Source organism: Vibrio tubiashii ATCC 19109 (genome assembly GCF_000772105.1).
Taxonomy (GTDB): domain Bacteria; phylum Pseudomonadota; class Gammaproteobacteria; order Enterobacterales; family Vibrionaceae; genus Vibrio; species Vibrio tubiashii.
The window spans coordinates 759,761-784,519 of the sequence record NZ_CP009355.1 but is presented as its reverse complement, the minus strand read 5'-3'; the positions used below and the strand labels follow the sequence as shown (position 1 = coordinate 784,519).

General features: G+C 43.0%; 21 protein-coding genes. 6 read left to right on the top strand and 15 right to left on the bottom strand.

Annotated features, from left to right (window positions below; genetic code table 11):
• Positions 1 to 189 precede the first annotated feature (189 nt).
• The gene (locus tag IX91_RS18625) at positions 190 to 684 is read left to right on the top strand and encodes a hypothetical protein (RefSeq protein WP_004747760.1); all 495 of its coding nucleotides are present in this window, start codon (positions 190 to 192) and stop codon (positions 682 to 684) included.
• 13 nt (positions 685 to 697) lie between these two features.
• Positions 698 to 2,320 (top strand): ABC transporter ATP-binding protein, encoded by a 1,623-nt coding sequence (locus tag IX91_RS18620; RefSeq protein ID WP_004747762.1) that lies wholly within the window; start codon positions 698 to 700, stop codon positions 2,318 to 2,320.
• Between the two features lie 84 nt (positions 2,321 to 2,404).
• Here IX91_RS18620 and IX91_RS18615 read toward each other — a convergent pair whose 3' ends face one another.
• Entirely contained in the window at positions 2,405 to 3,304 is a 900-nt protein-coding gene (locus tag IX91_RS18615; RefSeq protein WP_004747764.1) for a LysR family transcriptional regulator, read from the bottom strand.
• 155 nt (positions 3,305 to 3,459) lie between these two features.
• Between IX91_RS18615 and IX91_RS18610 the strand changes: the two genes are divergently transcribed.
• From IX91_RS18610 to IX91_RS18595, 4 genes are all read left to right on the top strand, one after another.
• Positions 3,460 to 5,151 carry an L-lactate permease gene (locus tag IX91_RS18610; RefSeq protein ID WP_004747766.1) on the top strand — a complete coding sequence of 564 codons (1,692 nt, stop codon included), beginning with the start codon at positions 3,460 to 3,462 and terminating at the stop codon, positions 5,149 to 5,151.
• 159 nt (positions 5,152 to 5,310) lie between these two features.
• Positions 5,311 to 6,450, top strand: coding sequence for an FMN-dependent L-lactate dehydrogenase LldD (gene lldD, locus IX91_RS18605; RefSeq protein ID WP_004747768.1), 1,140 nt, complete (start codon positions 5,311 to 5,313; stop codon positions 6,448 to 6,450).
• A 189-nt stretch (positions 6,451 to 6,639) separates the two neighbouring features.
• Positions 6,640 to 7,428: a PhzF family phenazine biosynthesis protein gene (locus tag IX91_RS18600; RefSeq protein ID WP_004747770.1), complete on the top strand. Its 789-nt coding sequence runs from the start codon at positions 6,640 to 6,642 to the stop codon at positions 7,426 to 7,428.
• Between the two features lie 164 nt (positions 7,429 to 7,592).
• A complete protein-coding gene (locus tag IX91_RS18595) occupies positions 7,593 to 8,225 on the top strand; it encodes an esterase/lipase family protein (RefSeq protein ID WP_004747772.1) in 633 nt (210 codons plus the stop codon).
• 5 nt (positions 8,226 to 8,230) lie between these two features.
• On the opposite strand, the gene IX91_RS18590 is transcribed toward IX91_RS18595, so the two are convergent.
• The 14 genes from IX91_RS18590 to IX91_RS18525 form a co-directional block, all read right to left on the bottom strand.
• Positions 8,231 to 8,677 (bottom strand): low molecular weight protein-tyrosine-phosphatase, encoded by a 447-nt coding sequence (locus IX91_RS18590; protein WP_004747773.1) that lies wholly within the window; start codon positions 8,675 to 8,677, stop codon positions 8,231 to 8,233.
• Positions 8,670 to 10,085: an O-antigen ligase family protein gene (locus IX91_RS18585; protein ID WP_004747775.1), complete on the bottom strand. Its 1,416-nt coding sequence runs from the start codon at positions 10,083 to 10,085 to the stop codon at positions 8,670 to 8,672. The genes IX91_RS18590 and IX91_RS18585 overlap by 8 nt, the downstream gene beginning before the upstream one ends.
• A 57-nt stretch (positions 10,086 to 10,142) precedes the next feature.
• Positions 10,143 to 10,574 carry a hypothetical protein gene (locus tag IX91_RS18580; RefSeq protein ID WP_004747776.1) on the bottom strand — a complete coding sequence of 144 codons (432 nt, stop codon included), beginning with the start codon at positions 10,572 to 10,574 and terminating at the stop codon, positions 10,143 to 10,145.
• A gap of 138 nt (positions 10,575 to 10,712) precedes the next feature.
• A complete protein-coding gene (locus tag IX91_RS18575; RefSeq protein WP_004747778.1) occupies positions 10,713 to 11,753 on the bottom strand; it encodes an acyltransferase family protein in 1,041 nt (346 codons plus the stop codon).
• A 50-nt stretch (positions 11,754 to 11,803) separates the two neighbouring features.
• On the bottom strand, positions 11,804 to 12,448 hold the full coding sequence (locus tag IX91_RS18570; RefSeq protein WP_004747780.1) for a hypothetical protein: 645 nt from the start codon (positions 12,446 to 12,448) through the stop codon (positions 11,804 to 11,806).
• Positions 12,449 to 12,459: 11 nt separating this feature from the next.
• On the bottom strand, positions 12,460 to 13,203 hold the full coding sequence (locus tag IX91_RS18565; RefSeq protein ID WP_038197500.1) for a WecB/TagA/CpsF family glycosyltransferase: 744 nt from the start codon (positions 13,201 to 13,203) through the stop codon (positions 12,460 to 12,462).
• 1 nt (position 13,204) lies between these two features.
• Positions 13,205 to 14,404 carry a prenyltransferase/squalene oxidase repeat-containing protein gene (locus tag IX91_RS18560; RefSeq protein WP_004749421.1) on the bottom strand — a complete coding sequence of 400 codons (1,200 nt, stop codon included), beginning with the start codon at positions 14,402 to 14,404 and terminating at the stop codon, positions 13,205 to 13,207.
• Positions 14,397 to 16,577 (bottom strand): bi-domain-containing oxidoreductase, encoded by a 2,181-nt coding sequence (locus IX91_RS18555; RefSeq protein WP_004748225.1) that lies wholly within the window; start codon positions 16,575 to 16,577, stop codon positions 14,397 to 14,399. Before IX91_RS18555 ends, IX91_RS18560 begins: the two co-directional genes overlap by 8 nt.
• Positions 16,552 to 17,784, bottom strand: coding sequence for an O-antigen ligase family protein (locus IX91_RS18550; protein ID WP_004748223.1), 1,233 nt, complete (start codon positions 17,782 to 17,784; stop codon positions 16,552 to 16,554). Before IX91_RS18550 ends, IX91_RS18555 begins: the two co-directional genes overlap by 26 nt.
• Positions 17,765 to 18,964 (bottom strand): MATE family efflux transporter, encoded by a 1,200-nt coding sequence (locus IX91_RS18545; RefSeq protein ID WP_004748221.1) that lies wholly within the window; start codon positions 18,962 to 18,964, stop codon positions 17,765 to 17,767. Before IX91_RS18545 ends, IX91_RS18550 begins: the two co-directional genes overlap by 20 nt.
• Positions 18,954 to 20,096 carry a glycosyltransferase gene (locus IX91_RS18540; RefSeq protein ID WP_004748219.1) on the bottom strand — a complete coding sequence of 381 codons (1,143 nt, stop codon included), beginning with the start codon at positions 20,094 to 20,096 and terminating at the stop codon, positions 18,954 to 18,956. The genes IX91_RS18545 and IX91_RS18540 overlap by 11 nt, the downstream gene beginning before the upstream one ends.
• Positions 20,097 to 20,099: 3 nt before the next feature.
• On the bottom strand, positions 20,100 to 21,347 hold the full coding sequence (wecC, locus tag IX91_RS18535) for a UDP-N-acetyl-D-mannosamine dehydrogenase (protein WP_004748217.1): 1,248 nt from the start codon (positions 21,345 to 21,347) through the stop codon (positions 20,100 to 20,102).
• A gap of 55 nt (positions 21,348 to 21,402) precedes the next feature.
• Positions 21,403 to 22,533 carry a non-hydrolyzing UDP-N-acetylglucosamine 2-epimerase gene (gene wecB / locus IX91_RS18530; protein WP_004748216.1) on the bottom strand — a complete coding sequence of 377 codons (1,131 nt, stop codon included), beginning with the start codon at positions 22,531 to 22,533 and terminating at the stop codon, positions 21,403 to 21,405.
• Positions 22,534 to 22,541: 8 nt separating this feature from the next.
• Entirely contained in the window at positions 22,542 to 24,752 is a 2,211-nt protein-coding gene (locus tag IX91_RS18525; protein ID WP_004748214.1) for a GumC family protein, read from the bottom strand.
• Positions 24,753 to 24,759: the final 7 nt, after the last annotated feature.

Sequence of the window (24,759 nt, the reverse complement as noted above, 5' to 3'; positions counted from 1 at the left end):
TATTGTTCTCATAAAGCTAGTTTAGGCTAGATTTGTTTAAGTTTTAGTGACTTACAGCCAAATCACGTTTAACCGCTCACTTTTTAATCATTCGTATCAAATTAAATAGCAATTAAATGATAATTATTTGCATTGGGTAATGAATTGCATTTAAATAGGCATAACATTTTGAGAGCGGAGTATTTGGACATGGATTTGCAGCAATGCTGGACACATTATCTAAAAGCAGAGCAATTGCTAGAACAAGGACACTGGCCTGAAGCACATTACCTATATGAACTTGTGCTAAGCCACTTGCCTTCTCATCTGCAAGATGCCCTGATGGATAATGAGACAAAGCCCTGCCAATTTAGCTGCTTAGTCACAGGGTTACGCGATGCTGCCGTTTCCCAATCAGAGATTCTGAACAAGATGGGTCAGCACCAACGGGCATTCGACCTGCTAAACCAAACCTATGCGCAGCTCCAGTTTGTCTCGATTGAATCTTTCGATCTGGTTCAAGCGACTCAACATGTCATACAAAATCAGTGTGAGGATTTATTGCGTCATATGGGCGCTTTTTGTAGTGCTCAACGTAGTGCCCAGTGGATGCTCGAATTTGAACATGTACAAAAAGCTCACCACTACTTTTCGACGCTCAAGCAATACAACTCTGCGATGGAAAGCTCACACACTATAAATTAAATAAGGATGTACAATGTCACAGACGCCTATTCTTAAGGTTCGAAACCTTTCCGTAAGTTTTACCACCAACGATGGAATTGTTGACGCGGTAAAAGATGTCAGTTTCGATCTGCTAAAAGGTGAGACGCTTGCTATCGTTGGGGAATCTGGTAGTGGAAAATCAGTATCAACCAACGCCTTGATGCAGCTTCTGCCAAATAATGCGATTGTTCATTCTCAATCTAGCATTGAGTTTGAAAATGAAGAGCTGTTGGAGAAATCAGAAAAAACCATGCAGAGCATTCGTGGTGATCGTATCGGTATGATATTCCAAGAACCAATGACCTCTCTCAATCCATTTATGCGCGTTGGAATTCAAGTCGCTGAGGCCATTATGTGTCACCGAAGCGTGACTCGCTCTCAGGCGAAGCAAAAAGTGCTCGACCTATTCGATTTGGTCCACTTACCAAACCCTCAGCAAGCTTACACCAAGTACCCTCACGAGTTTTCCGGTGGTCAATTACAACGTATCATGATCGCGATGGCACTGATCAATGAACCCGATATTCTCATCGCCGATGAACCAACGACAGCTCTAGACGTGACAGTTCAAGCTGAGGTGCTGAACCTTATTAAAGAGATTCAAGCTAAGATGGGCATGTCTATTCTGTTCATCACTCATGACCTAGGAGTTGTAAAACATCTCGCTGATCGAGTCATCGTAATGTGTAAAGGTGACGTGGTGGAAAAAGGTCAATGTGACGAGTTGTTTGCTCATCCAAAGCATGAATATACTCAAATGCTGATCAACTCCATACCTAGTGGCAGTAAAGACCCTATAGAAGAAGATGCCCCTGCTCTGCTCAAAGCTGATGATATTCGAGTAAAGTTCTTAATTAAATCTCACTTCTTGCCTAACCGTAACCAATATTTCGAAGCGGTTAAAGGGATCTCGTTGGAGCTAAAACAAGGTGAAACCTTAGGCATTGTAGGTGAGTCTGGCTCGGGTAAATCCACCCTAGGCCGCGCACTGATTGGATTACTACCTTCAACTGGACACATCCAGTTTAAAGGCCAAGACATCAGCCAACTGTCTGAGAAACAGCGCTTTGAACTGAAAAAAGATATTCAAATGGTGTTCCAAGACCCTTATGGTTCGCTATCGCCACGTATGACAGTTGGCGATATCATCACGGAAGCGCTAACCGTGCATCAACCTCAATTGACTCGCACAGAACGTATGGCAAGAGCGCGAAAAGCCCTTGAGGAGGTGCGCCTAGATCCGCACTCTATCAACCGCTACCCGCACGAATTCTCTGGAGGTCAGCGTCAGCGTATCGCCATTGCACGAGCCCTGATTCTTGAGCCATCCTTCATCTTGCTAGACGAGCCGACCTCGGCACTTGATCGTTCTGTCCAGCTAACGGTTATTGATCTGCTTAAGGATCTTCAGAAAAAACACAACATCGGCTTCTTATTCATTAGCCATGATTTAAGTGTTGTAAAAGCCCTATCAGACCGCGTATTGGTGATGCAAAAAGGCGAAGTGATGGAGCAAGGTACTGCTGATGAAATATTCCATAGCCCGAAGAGCGATTACACCAAGAAACTTATCGCTGCCTCATTTGATTTGGAAGAATCCACCGAAGCAGCCTAAGCTTATATAAGTTCGGTTTGGCCGCCGACCCTAAAGCCGACGCATGGAAGCGTCGGCTTTTTTGTCTCTCTTTTGTTGAACTGGCTAGAAGTAATGAGAAATCGCCAAGTACCGCGCCCGAATGTGTTCTATCAGTAGTTTTACTTTGTTAGGTGGTTGCCTGGTAAATGGGTACACTGCGTAGATTCCAAGCCGTTTGCCAACCTGCTCGGGAAACAAATCCACCAGCTGACCGTTTCGTATGTCGTGATAGACCAAACATCTTGGTACATAGGCGATTCCATGACCACCTAAGGCGGCTTTTCTCAGTGCGGTCGCGTTATCCGTCGAAAAGGAACCAGTCACTTTGACGATGTAGTTCCCCTCTACAGCTTTAAACTCCCATTCGCTCGCACCCGTGGTTTGGTAGGCATATTGAAGACAGTTGTGCTTTGCTAAGTCTTGCGGCTCTATCGGTTTGCTATTTCTGGCTATATAAGAAGGTGACGCGCACACTACCCATTGAGAATCTAGAATGTGCCTTGCGATCAAGCTCGAATCTTCTAGATAGCCTGTTCTAATCACCAAGTCATAGCCCCCTTCCACGAGGTCGACAAATCGATTATCTAAAGACATATCGACCGTTAACCCTGGATGAGAGTTGCAAAATTCGGCGACAGCATCGGCCAATATCAGATCACCAGAAATGGTGGGGACAGACATTTTGATATGGCCGCTCACGTTCTCACCAAACCCTGAAACTGCGTCCATAGCCTCTTGAGCGGCTTGCTTCACATTTTTAGCACCATGCGTTAACGCTTTACCCGCTTCTGTTAACGTTAATTTACGCGTTGTTCGATATAATAGCTGGACACCAATTTCTTCCTCTAATCGGGCAATTCTCTTGCTAACTACCGAATTTGTAAGGTTATTTGCCTCAGCCACCTTGCTAAAACTGCCCATTTCCACGACTTGAGAAAACAGGATTAAGTCATCTGCACGCATTGATTATGTCACTTTTGGAATTAATTATTTTCATTATTTCCCTGTATCAATAAAAAATAAAGGGGTAAATTCACCCCAAATTAACAATAGCATCACAATTATAAAATCTAAGAGACTCTTAAGAGTCCTGATTGACGAATGTAAAGGACGTACCAATGAGTGAAACATTACTTGCCCTAGTGGCTTTCTCACCAATAGTGGTGGCAGCCATACTCCTCGTAGGCCTAAACTGGCCTGCCAAACGCGCGATGCCAGTCGCATTTGGTTTAACCGTTGTCATCGCCCTCTTCGCTTGGGATATGTCAACAACCCGGGTGCTTGCTTCTGTATTTCAGGGACTCGGAATCACCGTCTCTGTACTATGGATTGTGTTTGGTGCCATCTTCTTGCTCAACACTTTAAAACATACTGGCGCAATCTCTACGATTCGAAACGGTTTTACAAACATCTCTCCAGATAGACGTGTTCAGGCGATTATTATCGCTTGGTGTTTTGGCTCATTCATTGAAGGCGCTTCCGGTTTTGGTACGCCAGCAGCCATTGCCGCGCCGCTACTTGTCGCTATTGGTTTCCCTGCACTTGCGGCTGTATTGATGGGAATGATGATTCAATCAACGCCTGTTTCCTTCGGCGCGGTGGGTACACCTATTATCGTGGGCGTTAACAAAGGGTTAGATACTCATAATATTGGCGAAGCGCTTATCGCTAATGGCTCAACGTGGGATGCTTACCTACAGCAAATTACCTCCAGCGTTGCTTTGATTCACGCCTGTGTAGGTACTCTAATCCCTGTTCTAATGGCGATGATGTTGACTCGATTCTTCGGCAAGAACAGAAGCTGGACTGAAGGATTAGACATCTTGCCGTTCGCTATTTTTGCAGGTCTTTCTTTCACGATTCCATACGCATTAACCGGTGTATTTCTTGGTGCTGAGTTCCCTTCTCTTATCGGTGGCTTAGTTGGCCTATCCATTGTGGTTTCAGCGGCTAAACGTGGCTTCCTAGTTCCTAAGTCAACGTGGGACTTTGAAGACGAAAACAAATGGCCTGCTGAATGGTTAGGCTCACTAAAGATCGATTTAGATGACTCTAAAACTAAGCCAATGAACATGGCTTTAGCTTGGCTTCCATATGTACTGCTCGCTGTTGTACTTGTCGCTAGCCGTGTCAGTACTGAATTCAAAGCGATGCTGCGTGGCGTTAGTCTTTCATTTAGCAATATCTTAGGTGAAGCGGGCATTAGCACGGCCATACAACCTCTGTACCTGCCAGGTGGTATTCTAGTGTTTGTTGCTTTAGTAGCGGTATTACTTCAATCGCGCAGCATTGCACCACTTGCGAAAGCATTTGGTGAATCAAGTAAAACACTGATTGGCGCAGGATTTGTCTTGGTGTTTACTATCCCTATGGTTCGTATCTTCATCAACTCAGGCATCAACGGAGCTGATCTAGCAAGTATGCCAGTCACGACAGCTAACTTTGCTGCTGGCTTAGTGGGTGAGGCATTCCCAGCACTTAGTGCGACAGTCGGTGCGCTTGGTGCCTTCATTGCGGGCTCTAACACAGTGTCGAACATGATGTTTAGCCAGTTCCAGTTCGAAGTAGCTCAAACACTAACCATATCGAGTGCCGTGGTTGTCGCATTGCAAGCTGTCGGTGCTGCTGCCGGTAACATGATCGCTATCCACAATGTGGTTGCTGCATCTGCCACCGTAGGATTGCTTGGACGCGAAGGAGCAACTCTGCGTAAGACCATTATCCCTACCATCTACTACTTGGTTGTAACGGGCATCATTGGCCTAGTCGCTATCTATGGCTTGCAGATTACTGACGCGTTAATGAACTAAAAGAATTTCCCTTGAGGCGTTAATACCCTAACCCCTGACAAGACCCCTGCTAACGTGAAAACGATTGCAAAACCGTGGGTATTGACGCCTCCCTTTTAAGATATCGACCATACTAAACCTTCATAGAAAGGCACTAAAAACTCTATTAGGAATGATTTTATGATTATCTCTGCCTCTACTGACTATCGTGCCGCTGCAAAAGCGAAGCTTCCTCCGTTCCTTTTTCACTACATTGATGGCGGTTCTTACGGTGAACATACCTTGAGAAAAAACACCGAAGATCTCGCAGACATCGCGCTGAAACAACGCGTACTAAACAATATGGAAGATCTGAGTCTAGAAACAGAGATCTTTGGCGAAAAGTTTGCGATGCCAATTGCGCTTGCACCTGTAGGGCTCACTGGAATGTATGCACGAAGAGGTGAAGTTCAGGCAGCCAAAGCAGCGGAAAACAAAGGCATTCCATTCACTATGTCTACAGTGTCGGTCTGTCCTATTGAAGAAGTCGTTCCAGCGATTGAGCGCCCAATGTGGTTTCAACTGTATGTGCTGAAAGACCGCGGCTTTATGAAGAATGTGCTTGAGCGCGCGAAAGCTGCTGGTGTTACAACGCTTGTATTCACCGTTGATATGCCAGTACCGGGAGCTCGCTACCGTGACATGCACTCAGGTATGAGTGGCCCTAACGCTGCTGCGCGCCGCGTATTCCAAGCGATGCACCACCCAAGCTGGGCTTTCGATGTCGGATTGTTTGGCAAGCCACACGACCTAGGCAACATCTCCACTTATCGCGGAGAACCTACCAAATTAGAAGACTACATTGGCTGGCTAGGCGACAACTTTGACCCTTCTATTTCGTGGAAAGATCTTGAATGGATTCGCGAATTTTGGGATGGCCCTATGGTGATCAAAGGAATCCTTGATGAGCAAGATGCGAAAGATGCGGTAAGCTTTGGCGCTGATGGCATTGTGGTCTCGAATCACGGCGGTCGACAATTAGATGGCGTACTTTCAACCGCAAAAGCTCTGCCTACCATCGCAGACGCAGTAAAAGGGGATCTTAAAATCTTCGTCGATTCTGGCATTAGAACAGGTCTTGATGTCGTCCGTATGCTTGCACTCGGCGCCGATTGTACTCTCCTAGGTCGCTCATTTATCTATGCGCTCGCCGCACAAGGTCAAGCCGGTGTGGAAAATCTTCTCGACCTATATGAGAAAGAAATGCGTGTTGCTATGACGCTAACGGGGGCCAAAAGTATCCACGATCTCAATAGAGACTCTCTTGTTAACTTCAAATAAAGCCTTACTCTCAATATTAAAGTGACATTGTAACCCAATAATATTCACTTTTAATTATCGGAGAGTGTGTCGACTCAGTATGCTTTCAGTTGAAGCGAGTCGCAACTCTCCGCCAATCCCAACCCACTATGGTAACTAAAGGTAATAATTCATATCATCTATAAAATCTCCACAACAGAGGGAAAGATGATGGAATTTGAAATGTTCGTTTGCGATGCCTTTACGACTCAAAGATTTAAGGGAAACTCCGCTGCAGTTGTTCCAGTCAATGATTGGCTTAGCGATGACTTGATGCTTAAGATTGCCGCCGAAAACAACCTATCGGAAACGGCTTTTATTAAACCCATCGATGTCGATCACTATGAAATTCGCTGGTTTTCTCCTCTTTGTGAAGTTGATTTTTGCGGCCATGCCACTTTAGCCTCCGCCTATGTCCTATTTTCCCACTTTGATGCGGGAAACAGCATTACATTTGAAACTCGCTTTGTTGGTCCGTTAGTTGTCGATAAAGACCTTAGTGGTCGTATTTTGATGACGTTTCCACTAAGAAAGCCGCAAGCCATTAATCCCCCAGCAGATCTACTAGAAGGCTTGTCTATCCCACCAGTCGAGGTACTAAGAAGCCCGCAAGCTTATTTTGCTATCTATGACAATGAACAAGATATCCATGATTTAAACACTAAAAGCGATTTCCTTAAGCGTCTAGCCCCATATGACGTGGTTGCAACGGCAAAAAGTAAAGAGTATGACTTTATTTCTCGCTACTTCTGGCCAGCCAATGGTGGAGACGAAGATCCTGTAACGGGATCCATTCATGCTGGACTGGCTCCATTTTGGTCTGACAGGCTCAACAAAAACAATCTGAAAGCATACCAAGCATCCAAGCGCGGCGGCATTGTCTATTGTCATGTTTCACAACAAAATGTCGTCGTAGCCGGGGATGTAGTGCCCTACTCTCATGGAAAAATATACGTTTGAAATTCACCATGCTGCCATAGAACTAAGCCCACATTAGTCACCTGCATAGCAGGTTAGGTGATTTATTTAGTCATCTTGTTTGGCTGCACAAACTTGCCAGAAAGTAGATGATTTTATCAAAAAATATGGTTAGATTCCCTATATAAGAGGTTGTGGAGAATCATATGAAAATCATTATCTTACATGGGCTTTATATGCATGGAATGGTGATGCAACCACTAAGCCACAAACTCAGAGAGTTTGGCTATCGAACTAAGATACTCTCTTACAACAGCGTTGCAATCGATGAGCAGCAAGTATTTACCTCTGTCGATAACGCTTTATCCGATACTATGCCTAACGTTCTCGTTGGGCACAGTTTAGGTGGGCTTATCATTAAGCATTACCTTCAATCTCGCCAGCTAAATCAAGATGTTGTTTCACACGTTGTAACCATCGGCTCTCCAATGCAAGGCGCATCCATTGTTACTCGGATTCAAGAACTAGGCATGAGTGTTATCTTAGGCAACTCCCCTGACTTTGGTCTCGCTCAACATGAAGGAAGTTGGGCTCTTCCACAAAAGCTTGGTTGTATTGCTGGTACGCTTCCACTTGGCGCTCGCTCGTTGCTTTTAATGGACAACAAAATGATGTCCGATGGAACCGTCACCGTTGATGAAACAAAAATTGCAGGCATGACGGATCATGTCGAGATTAGAAGCAGCCATACGAGTTTGATCTACTCTTCGTTAGTACCGGGGCAAATACATCATTTCATTGCTAACGGGCAGTTTAAAAAAACAGAATTAGTTCACTAACCTACTTAGTGGGGAATACGCTTTTTCCAACTCATGACGGCTTGCTCTAAGCATTGGTAGCAGGTATTGAATTCGCTTTCTCCTTTTCCAAACGGATCTTTAATTTGGCCAATATTGATCCATTGTCCAATTAAAAAGGTTTTGCCGCGAATCCCAGCAGAATAGTTAGAGAGAAGCTCTTTTTGGTATTCATCCATCACTAGTATCAGATCATATTGGGCAAGAATTTCTTTAGTCACCTGCTTAGCTCGATGCTTCGAGATATCTAAACCATTTTCGGCTGCAACGGTAACCGATCCTGGTTCAGCAACAGTACTTATCAAATTCAACTCTTCGACATTCGTTCCTGCTGATCCTATTTTTTTGCTTGGAAAGTGTTTTTGAAACAAGGCTTCTGCAATGGGTGAACGACAGATATTGGCAGTGCAAACGAGCAATATTGAATTAAACACGAACCGTTTCTCCGACTAGACTTTGTGGTGTTTCGAAAGCTTTTCTGTTTCGCGCGGGCAAAATTGACGAGGCAAAACAAAAAAACAATATGATGACAAAAGTTGCAGCATTCGCCATTGGCTGGAGGTTGAAGTCCACCGAAATATGAATAAGCATACCAACAATAGCCATCGCGCCACCGAAGGCAACACCCTTCATAGTATGACTGTTGCGCCTAATTAACGTTCGTAACGACAAGAAAAGCGAATATAGGACGAGTGTTCCCAACATTAAGGTCGCGGGAATACCCGCTTCTACGGCGAACTGAACATAATCATTATGTGCATGATCATAAAAACCAATATTGGCATGGCTATAACTCGGAAACACAGTATAAAACGTCGACATACCCGTTCCTGTGATTGGATAGTCTTTAATAATATCCATACTCCACATGACAACTTGATCTCTTGACTCAAGCTCGACTGATGTTTCTGCGATGCGCTGCTTAACCTTGTCCAAGCCGAATAGTGCGCCCACCACCAAGGTGTCAATCATTAGAATACTGATGATTAAAATCGTCAAAGCTCTCGGTTTGTTGCGGTAGAAAACTAATGAAAACAAACCAATAGTTGTCACTGCGACGAAAAAAGCCGTATTCCCCATCCTAGATCGTGTCATAACCAAAGCGATGACCATAATGACCAGTGACAACCTGATTAGCATTTTGCTACTCAGCAGTCCGGCAAGAATCCTTTTCAATCTTACTGTCCATGATCCTGATTTCGACGTATGCAGTTGTGCAATAATAAGCCCAATTCCAATGGCCAACGACATCATCAAATAATTGGCCAAGTGATTTTTATAAACAAATGAACCTGTCGCTATCTCTTTCTCAGCATAACCCCAAACAAGGCTTTCACTGATACCCAACTTAACTATTAATGCGGCATAGAAAGCTTGAGCAGTTCCCGCTGCGACAATCGCTAAAGCAGTCCATCTAAGCCGGTTTCCTGAGTTAACTAACAAGATTAAGTTAAACGCAATGAGAAAGTAGGACATCCCTTTTAGTAATGCCGCCATCGTCATGCTCCGATCTAATGAGATAGAAAAACTATCGGCACCAACTAATGCGTAAATCCCTTCAGCACTCGGGGAAAGCAAAGAAACAAGATCCTTGGGTAAGACTGTAGTTTGAATCGCAACCCAAACCTGAAACACACCTAGCGGCCAAAGCAACCACCTATATTTCTTGACATAGCTCCAAGGTATGCCTCTCCAATAGATAGCCATTAAAGCTATGGTTTGAAATGCAATCCAAAGTTGAGCAATAGACCATGCCCACGGTCTATTACTGCCTAGTGGTACAGGTAGCCACACTATAAGAATAAGGAGCGAGCAGAAAACTAGCTTTTCTACATTTTTCATTCGAGATTGGTCTTTGAGGGGAAAAGAAAGCCCAACCGTTGTTGAGCTTTAAGTTAATTAATTCGGTGAGATAACGCCACTACCGCCACCACCATCGGCGCCAACAGCTGGAGTTGCTGGTGGTGTGAGTGCAATAGACGCAATACCCGCCGCTGTCGCTTCACCAATTTCAGTCGGGTCGACACCAGCCAACAGGGCTGCGGTAGTCACGTCTTCATTAGATATACCAGCTATTCGAGCAATTTCGGCGATCTGTTGAGCAAGATCAGGTGCCAATTCGAATGCAGTCTGAAGTGCTAATTGTGTATCGATGCCATCCATTGCCAAAAGCGATTGAAGAACTTCCAATACTCCATCTGGATTAGCTTGATACGCGGCGACGATATCAGCGTCTGTAATCACCGCACTCGCTTGTTCTTCCGCTATGACAACAGAGGATATAGACAAAGCTAATCCAAGCGGAAGGAAGAATCGTGCTACAAGATTCATCTAAGTTTCCTTGCTTAAAATGATAAACTATTAAAATTAACCATACTATTCCACATTACTAGATATATGACCCACTAACTACAAATAAAATAAAAATCGTAAAAACATTATCACTATTAAGAATTTTATGTCTCATAACTAATAACCCACAACCATTCTGCTGTGTCGTTTCAATATCAATTTAACTGACTTAACTATTATTACCGAAAGAAAGCAAATTAATACCACAGTAAGTGCATAAGCTAGCCACGAGTCGTTACCCACACTTTTTAAACCAAGCTTGGGCCAAGCCTGAACAATATACGGATGTATAAAGAACACAGAAAAACTAGTAGATGCTAGGGTAGATAAAACCTTGTTTGAGTAATTTTCGAATCGGTGTAGAAATACCATAAAGAAAAAACACATAAACAATTTTTGTACAAATATGATATCAATACCCGAAAGCTCTAAAGGAGCCTTATGGTAATTTCCAAATTGGCCTAACCCTGCTTGAAGCGCTGCTAGACCAACGACAATTACGAGCAAAATACCATCTTTTCCCTTAAGGTTTTGATAGATATAATCTTTGTTGATAGCACTAGTAATACCGATTAAGTACACTGGGGTGAAGTACACAAAGCTTTGTATGACATTAATATTCTCTACAGGCCTATGTATCAACATTGCTATCAAACTAAAGGTCAGAATGATAAAAATCTGATTTCTCAATGAGATTTTCACATAACGAACATGAAGAGGTGATAACACAAATGTCAATAAGATAAAGGGGATATACCAATATGCAGGTAAGAATCTTCCGCTAATATAGTACTTTATTAGTGGAATAATATACTCGTGTATCCAACCAGTTTGAGAGGCATCAAAATACCCATTGAACTCACCTTGTATAAAGAACAAGTATACCATTATTGGTGTTATACCAAGAAATAGATAAGGAAGAAGGACATTATTAGCCTTCTTCTTTATAAATTTAACATAGTCAAATTTTTTATAAAAAATCTCAAAAAACAGATACCCTGAAATAAACACAAAAAGAGAAGTACCTCCAGAGATCAAATTACTAATCAAGTAGTCGAAGAATGAATCTCTTTGAATACCAGATATACCATAGCTGTGGGCTGCTACGATAAATACGATAGCAATGGCTCTAAAATTATTAAATGAGTTGATCCACACTTTACATAATCCTGTAGTTAAACGAAGTCCGTAGATTTACAAGTGGCAAACTACACTTTTCGGCATGACGCATGATTTATATCGTTAAATGCTAATAACTTACACATTCTTTGTGCACTCTTTGACGAGTCCAATAACGCCTTTAAAGTATCGCGGAAACGAAAACTTCGAGCACTAGTCAAAAACTGAGTAGTGAGTTCGACTTGTTCCTTTTTTTTAAGAGCTTCCCATTGAGAGAACTTAATGTCATACAACATCATTTTGGTCTCATTCATGTATGGACCAAAGCGTGAAGCAAGATCTTGTGGCGAGTTAGTTAAGAACGAATTTACATCCGGCGCAAAAAGACGGTGCAACTGTACATAGGGAGCATACCAAGTTGGTCTTAAATGTATGCTCTTCAATAGGTTCTGCTTAACTTCTTCATCCGACGTACTGTTATAGTTTAGGTATGAATGCCAACTCAAAATGTTAGCAGCCAGTTCATACTGGTGAGCACCTGCGTTAGGGAGTGACAATATCGTACTCACTAACAGCCGCTCGTTATCCACTCTTTGTGAATCATAATCCGCGTTATTGATGTCACTGTATTGCGAAAGTGAGTAAGTAAGACTGCTCGTATAAACCGTCTGAGTTAACTGAACCAAAGAAAGGGTGACCAACGCCAATGCTACTAATAAAGGAAAAAATCGCATCACGTTTATATTTACTTAGAAAAAAGTCGTTTTAGCTTTTCCTTTAGGAGCAACCAAGCAAACTTTGAATTTGTAACCAAATACCGTTTCCACATCCTCCGTGGCTCTTGAATTACTCGGTATAACCACTCCAAACCGAAGTTTTGCATCCAGGATGGGGCGCGATTAACCTTTCCAGCGACGACATCAAAAGTGCCCCCTACTCCCATAACGAAATCGACACCTAATTGATCTCGCCATTTATTGATGAAATTCTCCTTTTTTGGTGACGTAATGGCGACGAAAAGCAATCTTGCTCCAGATTGCTTAATCAACTGCACAACACTCTCTTCATCGTCCCAGAAGTATCCATGGTGTGTGCCCGCAATCGTCAGGTTTGGGTGGTTCTTTTGCATTCTAACCGCCGTCTCTTGGACAATGTGCTCTTCTGCACCGAGATAAAATACTGGAAACGATTCTTCTTCAGCCATCGCATTAAGCGAGTGGAAAAGATCGACGCCCGCAACACGCTCTGGGACTTGATGACCCAGGAATCGGGCTCCCCAAACCACGCCCATTCCATCAATATTGATGATATCGCACTCAGTTACACTTTCAGATAATGCTCTATCTTTTCTCATATTGACTATTTTTGCCACATTGACCACAACATGTTGCGTGAACTGTTTGTCACTAATTCGGCTCTTAATGAGATCAACGGTTTCGGTCATAGTCCCGGAATCCATGGGACTATCCATAACTAAAATTCTTTGCATACTAACGTTCGTCCTGGTTCAAATAGTAAGAAAATGAGTAGTACATCCACGCTTGTGTCCAGCGCATGTAATTAATTTTATTCGTATTTTTTTTATTGATCTGGTAGACAAACTGCTTCTTATTAGGAAGGTACAAATGGTCAACCGACCACTGTATAACTTTACCAATCAGCTCAGCATCACTCTTCGACTTAGACAACTTAGAGAAAGTAATGATCGACTGCGCCACCGAATGTGGATCGAGAGGATAAGGGTTGTCGTTATAGTATTTGGCTAAGCCATCTTGTTCGAAAAAATGTGATCGATAGTAATCTAGCCCTTTATCAATCACGTCATCGAACTCGTCAGTTGAAAGACTACGGCGCACGATATCGAGCGCCTCCAAATTATAACCAGTATGGAACCCATCAATAAACTGATGATGGTGTCTTGCGCCGTAAACCCAAGAGCCATCCGAATTCTGCTCTTGTGCCGACTGTCTCGCAACCTTTAACGAGAGTCTTTTATAACTTTCATTGTCGGTTTCATCAGCGATGGTCGCAACCCAAGCCGCCGCCCACAAGCTTGCATTGTGAACAAAAGCGGTTTCACCGGGAATGTAAGCAAAAAAGCATCGCTGCTCAGACTCAGTATAAAGAGACTCGACAATAAAGTTAGCTGCATCGATAGCAGGAAGTTTGAATTTTTCACTTCCAGAGCGGCCCTCTTTACCCAATACTCCAGATAACTCCATCAAAGCTTGAGCCACGTAAATCGTCGTTATAACGTTAGGTTTACCTTTCGGCACATAGAAGGCTCTCGCTTTCCAGTCAAAGTGATAACCCCAGCAACTGTGTTTCCACAGTTGCTTATCGCATTGCTGAGTCAGTAGCCAGTCTCCTAACTCAACACTCAAATCAAGGTACTTTGTCTGCTTAGTTCGCTTATAGTCTTCTAACATGCCCAATATAAACAAGGCTATTCCTTTTGGGTTGCGCCTTTTCGGCACACCAGCCAGACGGCGGAAGTTAATTGGTGAGCGTTTAAAAAACTGAATCCACCCCAGACCAAACAGCCCTTTCTTCAGGCCGGGCATTAAGTCAAACACCCGACTATTTAGTCCGTCAAATGGGTCATAGCCGCTAAATTTTTCACATTCAGAAAGTAAAAATATGTCGTCTTTGACCTGTTCCGCTCGCTTTGAAACTACTTGACTAGTCACGGGCTTGCTCCAAAACAGACATATCTACATTCATAGGTGTACCAGATGCGAGTGATTCAATCGCCAGAATAGTGGCTAAGCTGTTTTTAATCATCTCGCCATAATCCATACATGGCTCACCCGTTTCTAGACCTTTTATCCATGCGTTAAGCATCGCTTTCTGCCCCTTGTCTTGAGTTGAAAGCTTTTTCGTTTCTTTGTCTGAACTGCCGCTGTATAAGATCGCTTCTTTGAAGTCATTGATAACGGCGCTACGCCCACCACCAAACACTTCAACATATTCTTTTGCCATCGCTTTGGAGCCATCAGCAGTGTATAAAATGTTTGCAACAGAGCCATTTTCAAACGTCAGTTGAATCGATACATTATCGTTGAGCAACGCTGATTTATTGGCTTTGCTCGTACCAATACAATTTACAGACTTTGGTTGGCTAGACACGAGCGCAGACGCCAGATCGACAAAGTGACAACCTTCACCAATAATTCGACCGCCACCAACATAAGGGTCTTGAATCCAATGATCCGCAGGGATCGAGCCAGCATTAACACGAATATTAACGATTAGGGGAGATTTAACCTCTGAGAAAAATTCAACCACTTCACGTGTTGACGGAGCGAAACGTCTGTTAAAGCCCACCATCACTTGTGCGTTGTCCGAAGCCATTTTAGCTCGGTGAATCGCTGCCATTTCTTCAACATTCAATGCCAGTGGTTTTTCAACATATACGTGCTTATTTGCAGTAAGTGCACTTGTTACGGCTGAAGCATGTGTGTCATGCCTTGTGGTCACAACAACAGCATCCGTATCACTATCTAAAATCTCATCCAGATTCCCTGCACAGAATTGAAAGTCAAACTGCTTTGCTACGCCTACCGCCGAGCGTCCACTTGCAGTAACTAAGCCTCGAAACTCAACAGCCCCTGTGTTGGCAAGTGGCGGCAATAGACTTGCAGTCGCATAGTTGCCTGCACCAAAGAAGGAAACACCCAGTTTGCTTTTGGTTATCGGTGTTGTTCGAGTGGTAATCCTAGCTGCGTTGTTAATTTCGCTCGTTGGCTCCGTGCTGTACTGAAGAACAATACCTAGATACGGTTCGGATTTTGCTCCCTCAATCAATTGGTAAGCTTCATCTGCAAAGTCGACATCAAATCGATGAGTGATTAGCGATGTGACTTCGATCTTGCGCTGAGATAGCAGCTCTAGGAACGTTTGCATGTTGCGCTGCTCTGTAAAACGTACATAGCTGAGAGGATAATCGTTACCATTTTCCTCATAATTTGGATCATAACGCCCAGGACCATAAGAACGAGAGATAACCACGCTGATTTCTTTCTTGAAGTAGTTCTCGCGAGGAATGTCCATACGTACAGCACCAACAACAACAACTCGGCCTTTAGAACGAGTCACGTCTCCACACAGTTCAATCGGTTGGTTGCTCGACGTACCCGCACATACAAGAACACCATCTACGCCATGTCCGCCAGTCAGTTCTTCGCATATTGATTTAATATCGCCTCTCGCACCGATGGCACCGTACGTCTCAGCTTTAACTATCAGAGACTCATCAAGATCCGTTGCAATTACATTACACCCGTTAGCTCTCAGTATTTGTACTGCGATCTGGCCTAGTAAACCTAAACCTAATACTAAGAACGTTTCTCCTAACTGCGGCTGGGCAAGTCTTACACCTTGTAGAGCAATTGAGCCAACCGTCGTAAACGCGGCTTCTTCATCGGTGACATTTTCAGGTATTTTCACCACAAGATTTTTCGGCACGGCGACAAATTCAGCATGGTTAGCGTAATCTGCACCACCACATGCAACTCGGTCGCCGGGTTGAATGCCTTCAACTAACCCACCCGCAGCAACGACAGTTCCTGAACAACTATATCCAAGCGGTGATGGAGACTCTAATCGAGATCTTACTGTCTGAAGTGTTTTCTTAAGTCCCTCAGTTTGAACTTTATTTAGTACTTGTTTTACAAGATCAGGGCGCGCTTTGGCTTTCTGTAATAAGTTCTTTTTACCCATATCAATCTTAGTTTTCTCCGTTCCAGCACTAATCACTGAAGCGGAGTTTTTAACCAAGACAAACTTGTCTGTTAACGTAGGTACAGGTACATCGTTTACTTCAACAACGCCCGACTTAAGAGTTTGTGTTACTTGTTTCATTGGGTAGTCTCTCTAATTTAAATTCTTTAAATAATACTGAAATTGTTATTAACCAAACCAAAGTTAAATAGTTTGGAATAGGTCCAATAGCCCCGCTCTCCAGAATTCCCGTAATTAATACGAATATGAAAAGTGAAGATGAAAGCTTCGCCTTAAAAGTGATTAAAAAATAAAGTTGAGTTAGCAAAATAAGTAATATAGGTATTGAACCAATGAATCCTGTCGATAAAAGCAGTTGTAGTATGAACTGGTGACTATTGACCGTTGTCCATCCCCAACTAGTTTCAAAGTTCAACGGGATGAGTGTCTTTGAGGAAGCATAACCGTAACCAGTCCAGGGCTTATCTGAAATCAAGTCGACAACGACCTCCCAAATAAGGGTACGTCCGGTGAACGTAAACAGCTCTTCAACACCGCCACTTCTCGAAAGAGACGGTAGTACATGCATATATAGTTCAGAGACCCAAACAATGGCCCCAATAGTGAAGCCAGCAACTAAAACGTATAAGATGTACGCGTATCTCTTATGCAGTAGGAAGTAGCTTGTCGCAACTACAAGTGCGAGCATTGATGTTCGGCTTTGCGATAATACTAGTACAGATAAAACCCCAAGCATGACCACCAGGCGCGATAGAGTCATTTCTGTGTGTGTTGACGAGACAATTAACAAAAACAATGAGATTGAGGCAACTTGCCCTATAGCATTGGCGTTACTTGCAATGCCTTTGAATCTTACACCTTCAATATAGCCAAGATCATTCCAATATTCCTGCAACGCAATACTTGGAAACAAGAAATAAAACACTAGCGACATGAAACACAGTACAAGCGACGCTTTTAAAAACACTTCAATCGCTCGCGAATGATCGAATAAGTTAAATATAACCAAATTGGCCACTACGAAGATCATGAACACAACCGATGCCATGATCGAATAACTACCTGCTGGCGATAGTGGAGACTGCATTAAGATAAATATGGCATATACTAGTATAAGAGCCTGAGTCCAAGAAGAAGGACGGATATTTACTCTCAGCATGAAGAACAGACTCACAGCACCGCACATAAGCCAAACCAAAGCTTTTATTATCAGTTGCAGGTCAAACCCACTGGACTCTACGCCACGGTTTCTAAAAGTTGATACCGTAAATATGATCAAAACAGCATAGAGTGTGAGTAATAAGTTATTACTGATTCTGATAATCACGTTCTATATCCGTTATTTTTCTTAGAGTTAATATGACGATTACTAACCACCCAACCGCCATTGAGCTCGGCATTGCGACAACGCCGATGTAACTTATAGAAATCACTAAAAAAGCCTGAGCTAGAAAAGCACATATAATACGATTAAAAAACAAGCTCTTAGCCATCTTAGTAATGTACAAAGCATTCTCTAAAAAATGCCCAACGATCATAAGAATATAAGCGAGTGAGAATGGAAGTAATATCTCCACTAAGTCACTGTACTTTCCTGAATATAACAACTGATTTATTTCTTCGGAAAAAGACACTGTCAACGCCATATAAGGGGCAGCAATGACCGCTACAATTGCCATTGACCTCATTAAGCTCTTAAGCAACGCCGATTTACCGCTGCTATGATACTTCTTAGATGAATCGACTTTATCAAAGGAATCAACCGCGCTAATCAACACTTGAACAGGTTGAAGTAGATTTCTCGCCACAGACAGCAAAGCGACCATACTTGGGCCGAATACAAAACCCGAAGAGATAATCAGCAGGTTGTTGTACCCACCAAAAGCAAAACCGCTAAGTATTTCATACCTCTGGTGTTTTAACTGTTTGGTGACAAAATACCTATCATAGCTCCAATTGACTTTGACATTTGTTTTAATAAGAGCCGCTGCTACGACAAAAGCTAACGGATAAGCATAGATAATTTCTACTGACAGAAAGTATAGTACGGAACCGAATGCAATAAGCAGTAGCGAATATCCACCACACAACTTTAGAATGTTTGAGTAATCAGTCCTCCTCCACAGGAGTCGCCTTTTAAACTCATAGCTCCAAAGCGATAAACTCAATAGTAAATAATAAGACGCCCACTTTACGATATCGAGCGAATTAACATAGCAAAACACCGCGATGATGCTGCTACTAACTAAGCCGATAATTAGTGAAGACAAAATCGATGTCTGATTTAAAGAACTGACCAACTCATCACTCATATCATCTGAGATTGAGAGAGGGATAGAGACTAAGTTTCTCTGTATTCCTTGAAAAAAAATAGCCGTTGCTAAACATAGTGAATATGCGCCAAGCGTGAGCTCACCTTCTACGTTGGCTAAGCATACGAAGAAGATGAACGTGCCCCCTGAATAGAGCATCTGATCCGCTAGTGCCGTAAAGACCTTATGCTTCATTTAACTTCTCTGCAATCAGTCGCGCTTTGTGTGACCAACGCTCAGAGTCCATGTCTAGTCTTTGTCGCTCACCATTTTGAATCGCGCAGCGTAGGTTATCGACAAATTCATCATAGTCATTGGATACATTGATGTTCGAAGTGCCAAATTCATTCCAGCCATTGAAAAAAGTTGAAACGATCGGTTTTCCAGCAGTTAGGTACTCTTTAAATTTGACCGGTGAGCAATACTCTATCCATTCATTCCCTTGCCAGAACATGGCTAAAACATCAGCATTGTGTAGGTATGAAGGCACTTCGTTTTGAGCCTTTTTACCAAGAAAATGAACATTATTGGGTACATCTTCCCTCTGGAGTTTTTCCCCCATACTCACCTCACCGATCAAGTAGAAGTCAGTGTTGGCCAACGCTTTGGCGGAATAGAGCAACAGGCTAAGATCGAAGGTGTGCGAATCAATCGCACCTACAAATACAACTTTCGCTCTATCTGACGCTTTCATCTCTGTGGGTTGCTCAATTAAGCTCTTGTTAAAGAAAACATCTGCCACACCATGCGAAACATGTAAGCTGTCCTTTACAGCATTGCTTTCTTTATTTTGAAGCGCCTTTGATGAATAGATCACCAGTTTAGCGTCACGTTTAAGAGCCTCTACGCTTTGCTCGATAAACTCAGAATCACCATCTGATAGCATTTCGTTTTTATCAGTTCGCTGATAAATCACATCAAACTTTCTCAAGTTTATCGCCTTCGAAACCGTTGGTGTCACTACCCAAGTTAGGGGTTGAGTCATTCCTAGCTTTTTAGTAAGCGCCTTAACCTGCAACTTCAACAGTAGATTGGAAATAGCGGAGAAGGTTTTGCCTGGAATATAAAACGGTGAATACACGTAAAAATTTTCTTCAACTTGCACCATGCCTTTTGAAATACTCGCGAGCTTACGCTTAATTTTCTGCACGATGTTGGTTGTTTTACCGGGTTTAGGCACTCTCATTCCGACTGAGTTGATGAAAATAACTTTCTGATTCTTAGAAAACTCTTCCATCACCTTCATATCGAAGTGGCCTTTATTGTGATACCACCAATCTTCGCCAGCAAAACATACAATGCCGTCGTATCCACTTAGCTTAGCCATGCTCTATAAACCTCGTGTATCAATGATCACTTTTTTAGCAAAGCTTGTTTTGTCAGCGAGCTTAAATTGTTTGTGATCTACTAGAACTACAACGATATTGGCTCGCTCAATTGCACTTTCAAATGACGTAAGCTCCAGTCCTTTTTGCTCTAAATTATTTGGTAGCTCTTCGATGTTTGGTTCAACTAGCAGCAACTCACCCACATCGCGTTGAGTTAACTCCTCCACAATTTGCAGAGCGGGACTTTCACGCAGATCATCGATGTCGGCTTTAAACGCTAACCCCAAACATGCAACAACTGGACGTTTAAACTCATCGGCAGATTTCTCGATTTGCTCGATAACATGGAATGGTTTTGAGTCGTTAACAAGTCGAGCTTGACGGATCAGTTTCGCATCATCAGGTGCACTATCGACGATAAACCATGGGTCAACAGCGATACAGTGGCCACCTACACCTGGACCAGGGTTCAAAATATTTACCCTAGGGTGACGATTAGAAAGCTTGATCAATTCCCATACGTTGATTTTCAATTTTTCACAAATGATGGAAAGTTCATTGGCAAAGGCAATATTGACGTCTCGGAAAGAGTTCTCTGTAAGCTTCGCCATTTCTGCTGTTCGAGCATTGGTTACGATACACTCGCCGCGTACAAACGTTTTGTAAAGTTCTGAAGCTCGCTCACTACACGCCGCTGAAAGACCACCAATCACGCGATCATTTGAAACCAGTTCCTGAATAACGTAACCCGGCAGGACACGCTCTGGGCAGTGGGCAATTTTAATATCTGCGCTGTCCCCACAATCTTGAGGAAAGCTTAAGTCTGGTCGCGCTTCTTTCAGCCAATTGGCCAGCTTTTCTGTAGCGCCCACTGGAGATGTTGATTCTAGAACAACAAGATTTCCTTTCTCAAGAACTGGCGCAATCGCTCGCGCTGCTGCTTCTACATAAGAAAGGTCTGGTTTGTGGTCTCCACAATCGCTTTGTAAAAATGGCGTTGGGACGGCCACCATAAATGCATCGGCTTTTTCTGGTTCTGTCGTGGCTCTTAAGTTACCTGTCGCAACAACACCCTTAACGATGATATCTAGATCTGGTTCAACGATATGAATATTGCCCGCGTTAATCGTCTCTACAGCATTTTGGTTAACATCGACACCAATAACGTTGATACCACGTGATGCGACTACAGCCGCCGTTGGCAAACCGATATAACCTAATCCGATTACAGAAACTGTTTTAAAAGACATAAAAATCCCTTCAACTAAATGCCAAAAATTGAAAATAACAAAATGGAAATACTTACTAAAAATGTTCTTTAATAATGTCGACGATACGCTGGCTTGCCTTACCATCACCGTAAGGATTGTGCGCTAGGCTCATGTTTTTATAAGCCTCTTCATTAAGTAGTAACGTTTCGACCTCATTAACAATGGTATCTTTATCTGTGCCAACCAACTTAACAGTGCCCGCTTCGACCGCTTCTGGACGCTCTGTTGTGTTTCTCATCACAAGGACTGGCTTGCCCAATGAAGGCGCTTCTTCTTGAATACCACCAGAATCTGTCAGAATCAGATGTGCTTTGTTCATCAGGTATACAAACGGCAAATAGTCTTGTGGTTCAATTAAGATTACGTTGTCTGTGTGAGAAAGAAGTCGATTAACGGGCTCCCTAACGTTTGGGTTTAAATGCACTGGGTAGACAATTTGACAGTCTGAATGTTTTTCGGCGATCTCCTTCAGAGCCTGACAAATATTTTCAAACCCACTGCCAAAACTCTCACGTCTATGCCCGGTGACCAAAACCATTTTTTTACGGCTGTCTATTTGAGCAAATTTATTGGCATATACAACAGAAAGTTCAGGATCTTTTTCTAACTTCTCACTAACTGCAAGCAATGCATCTACCACCGTGTTCCCTGTAATGTGAACCCCTTGCTCAATGCTCTCTTTACGCAAGTTCTCGTATGAAGTTCTTGTCGGCGCGAAGTGCAATTTAGTTAGCGCACCAGTAAGTTTACGGTTTCCTTCTTCAGGCCAAGGAGAGTAAATATTCTGAGTGCGTAGACCCGCTTCAACGTGACCAATAGCAATTTGCTGATAGTAAGCGGCAAGACTGGTTGATAAAGTCGTAGCCGTATCGCCATGCACTAACACGATATCAGGAGCAAACGATTCTAAGATCGGCTTAAGACCCAACATAATGTTTGACGTCACCTCATAAAGAGATTGACCCGGTTTCATGATATCCAAATCATAATCAGGCTGAATTTCAAATAACTCTAATACTTGATCAAGCATTTCTCTATGTTGCGCGGTAACACATACCTTGGATTCAATTCCAGTGGCTGCTGCTAATTCATGGACTAACGGAGCCATCTTGATTGCTTCTGGGCGCGTTCCAAAAACTGAAAGTACCTTAATATTCTTTTCCATTGTGATCCCTACGATTGCCCATACGCATACGTCGCGTACTCTGAATATGTATGTTTCCCTTTTTTCGCTGCTGGAACTTGGTTGAGTACCACGCCATCGATAACAATTTTGTGCTTGGTAAAGAGAGTCATTGTGTGTTTATAAACAGACTTGGTTGTACTGTTTGCTTTTAGAACGAGGATGATTCCACCCGTCATCTTGCCAACGATAAATGAGTCTTTGACCGGAAGTATTGGCGGTGTATCAATGATGATGCGGTCGTACTTCGTTTCCAGTTTTTCAATCAATTCTGTAAAGCCTTGACTGCCTAATAGCTCTTGAGGATCGGGGGCGACCATGCCTGCACTCATAACATCCAAATTCGTCCCTTCGATACTGGTAATACACTCTTCAAGTGGATTGTTCATCAATAGATGATTAACCAAACCAGGCGTCGATGGATTCAGTTTGAATCTTTGGGCAATTGAAGGTTTTCTTAAGTCACAGTCGACTAATAGGACTCTCTCTAGCTTAGAGAAAGAAAGTGCTAAATTTACAGAAGTGGTCGTTTTGCCTTCTCCCGGTACCGAAGACGAAACAGCAATCAGCTTTCTTTGCGTATTGTGAAGACTAAGGACCAAAGAAGTACGTATTGAATCGACGGACTCTTGAAAAACCGTGAACTTGTCATTTGCAAACACGCTAGAGTCAAGCGGCGATTTTTTGTACATTTTGTCTTTAATCTTTGGAATTGTGCCAGTAGGCAACAGCCCAAGCTTGTTTTCAAAATCCCGTGAAGATTCGATTGTATTGTTGAACGCATCCTGAGCGATAACCACGACCAATGCAAAGCCTAAACTGATGGCAAACGCGAGCACCACTATAAGTTTGCGATTAGGCTTACTTGGCGCTTCCGGTACCAATGCATAGTCACTAAACCTTGCGTTAGATGAGCTAAAATCACTGGTTGCAGAAGCCTCTTTCTGTCTTGTCAGGAACAGATCATATAGTTTGGCGTTGGTGTCAACATCTCGTTTTAAGACATCGTATTCTCGCTTGACTAAACTGAGCTCTTGGAACTCATCTTTCTTTGCCAATAACTCATCTCTTAACAGACGTTCTTGGTTAACAGCGCTCGTTAGCTCCTTTTCAATACCATTGACCAATTTGGCTACGACGCGGTTCGCACGATGTGAAATAGTTTCCAACTGTGCCTGTGCTTGAATCATTTTGTCGTGTTTTGGCCCATAGCGTTTCGAAAGCTCACTGACACGCTTAACTGCCTCAGACTCTGCTTGACGAATGTCTCGGATTTGGGGGTGATTAGAGATCAGAGGTATAGAGGCTAAGGTAGTGACATCTTTACTATTGCTATTTCTTAGCGCGCTGTAAACCGCCTGAGTCTCGATACGTTTCTCTGTCGCCTTAGCAATACGGTCAGTAAGGTTTGATAGTTCAGAGCTCGTTAGCGCCACAATTCCGCTATCATCAATCAACTCTTGCTTCTTTAGGAAAGCGAGTAGCTTAGTTTCAGATTCATCCAACTTGTTCTTGAGTTCACTCAAACGAGTATTGATCCAACTGGTCGCTTGTTCCGTAGCGAGTAACTTAGATTCTAAGTTATTCTCTATGAACGCGTGCCCCACTTCATTTGCGATTTGTGCTGCAAGCTGCGGATCTTCTGATTCGAAACTGATCCTAACGAGCTGGGTTTTACGCACTGGTGAAATGGACAGTTTGGCTTTAAAGGCTTTTAATACCTTGCGGTTAATTTGCTCTTCAACTTCCTCAGCAGTCGGCTCTTTAGCCGTCTCACTCATATAAGCTTTTAGGACAGGCAAGCTTTTTAATGCTAACTTAAGCTGCGAAACAATTCCCGGCTCAGAATGCTTAAGCGCTGAGTTAAATTCCTCAAAATGTGCCAACTCTAACTTGTCGATAACTCGTTGAGCGACTTGGTTTGACTTGAGTATTTCAAGCTGAGTTTGATAGTACTCTTTAGTACTGGTATCAAAGCCAACGACTTCTTCAATAGAAACCGCTTTTTTCGTTGACGAGTCTATAAGTAAAGTGGCCGTTGCTTTATAGACAGGGGTAATTGATAACACAACCAGTATCGCAATCGCGCTACATAGCACTGCAAACGTTACAATTGGCAACCATCTGGTCTTAATCAAATGAATATAGTAGCCAAGATCTAGAAGTTGAGATTGTGGAACAGTCTCAGATTGGGAATGCATTTTAAAA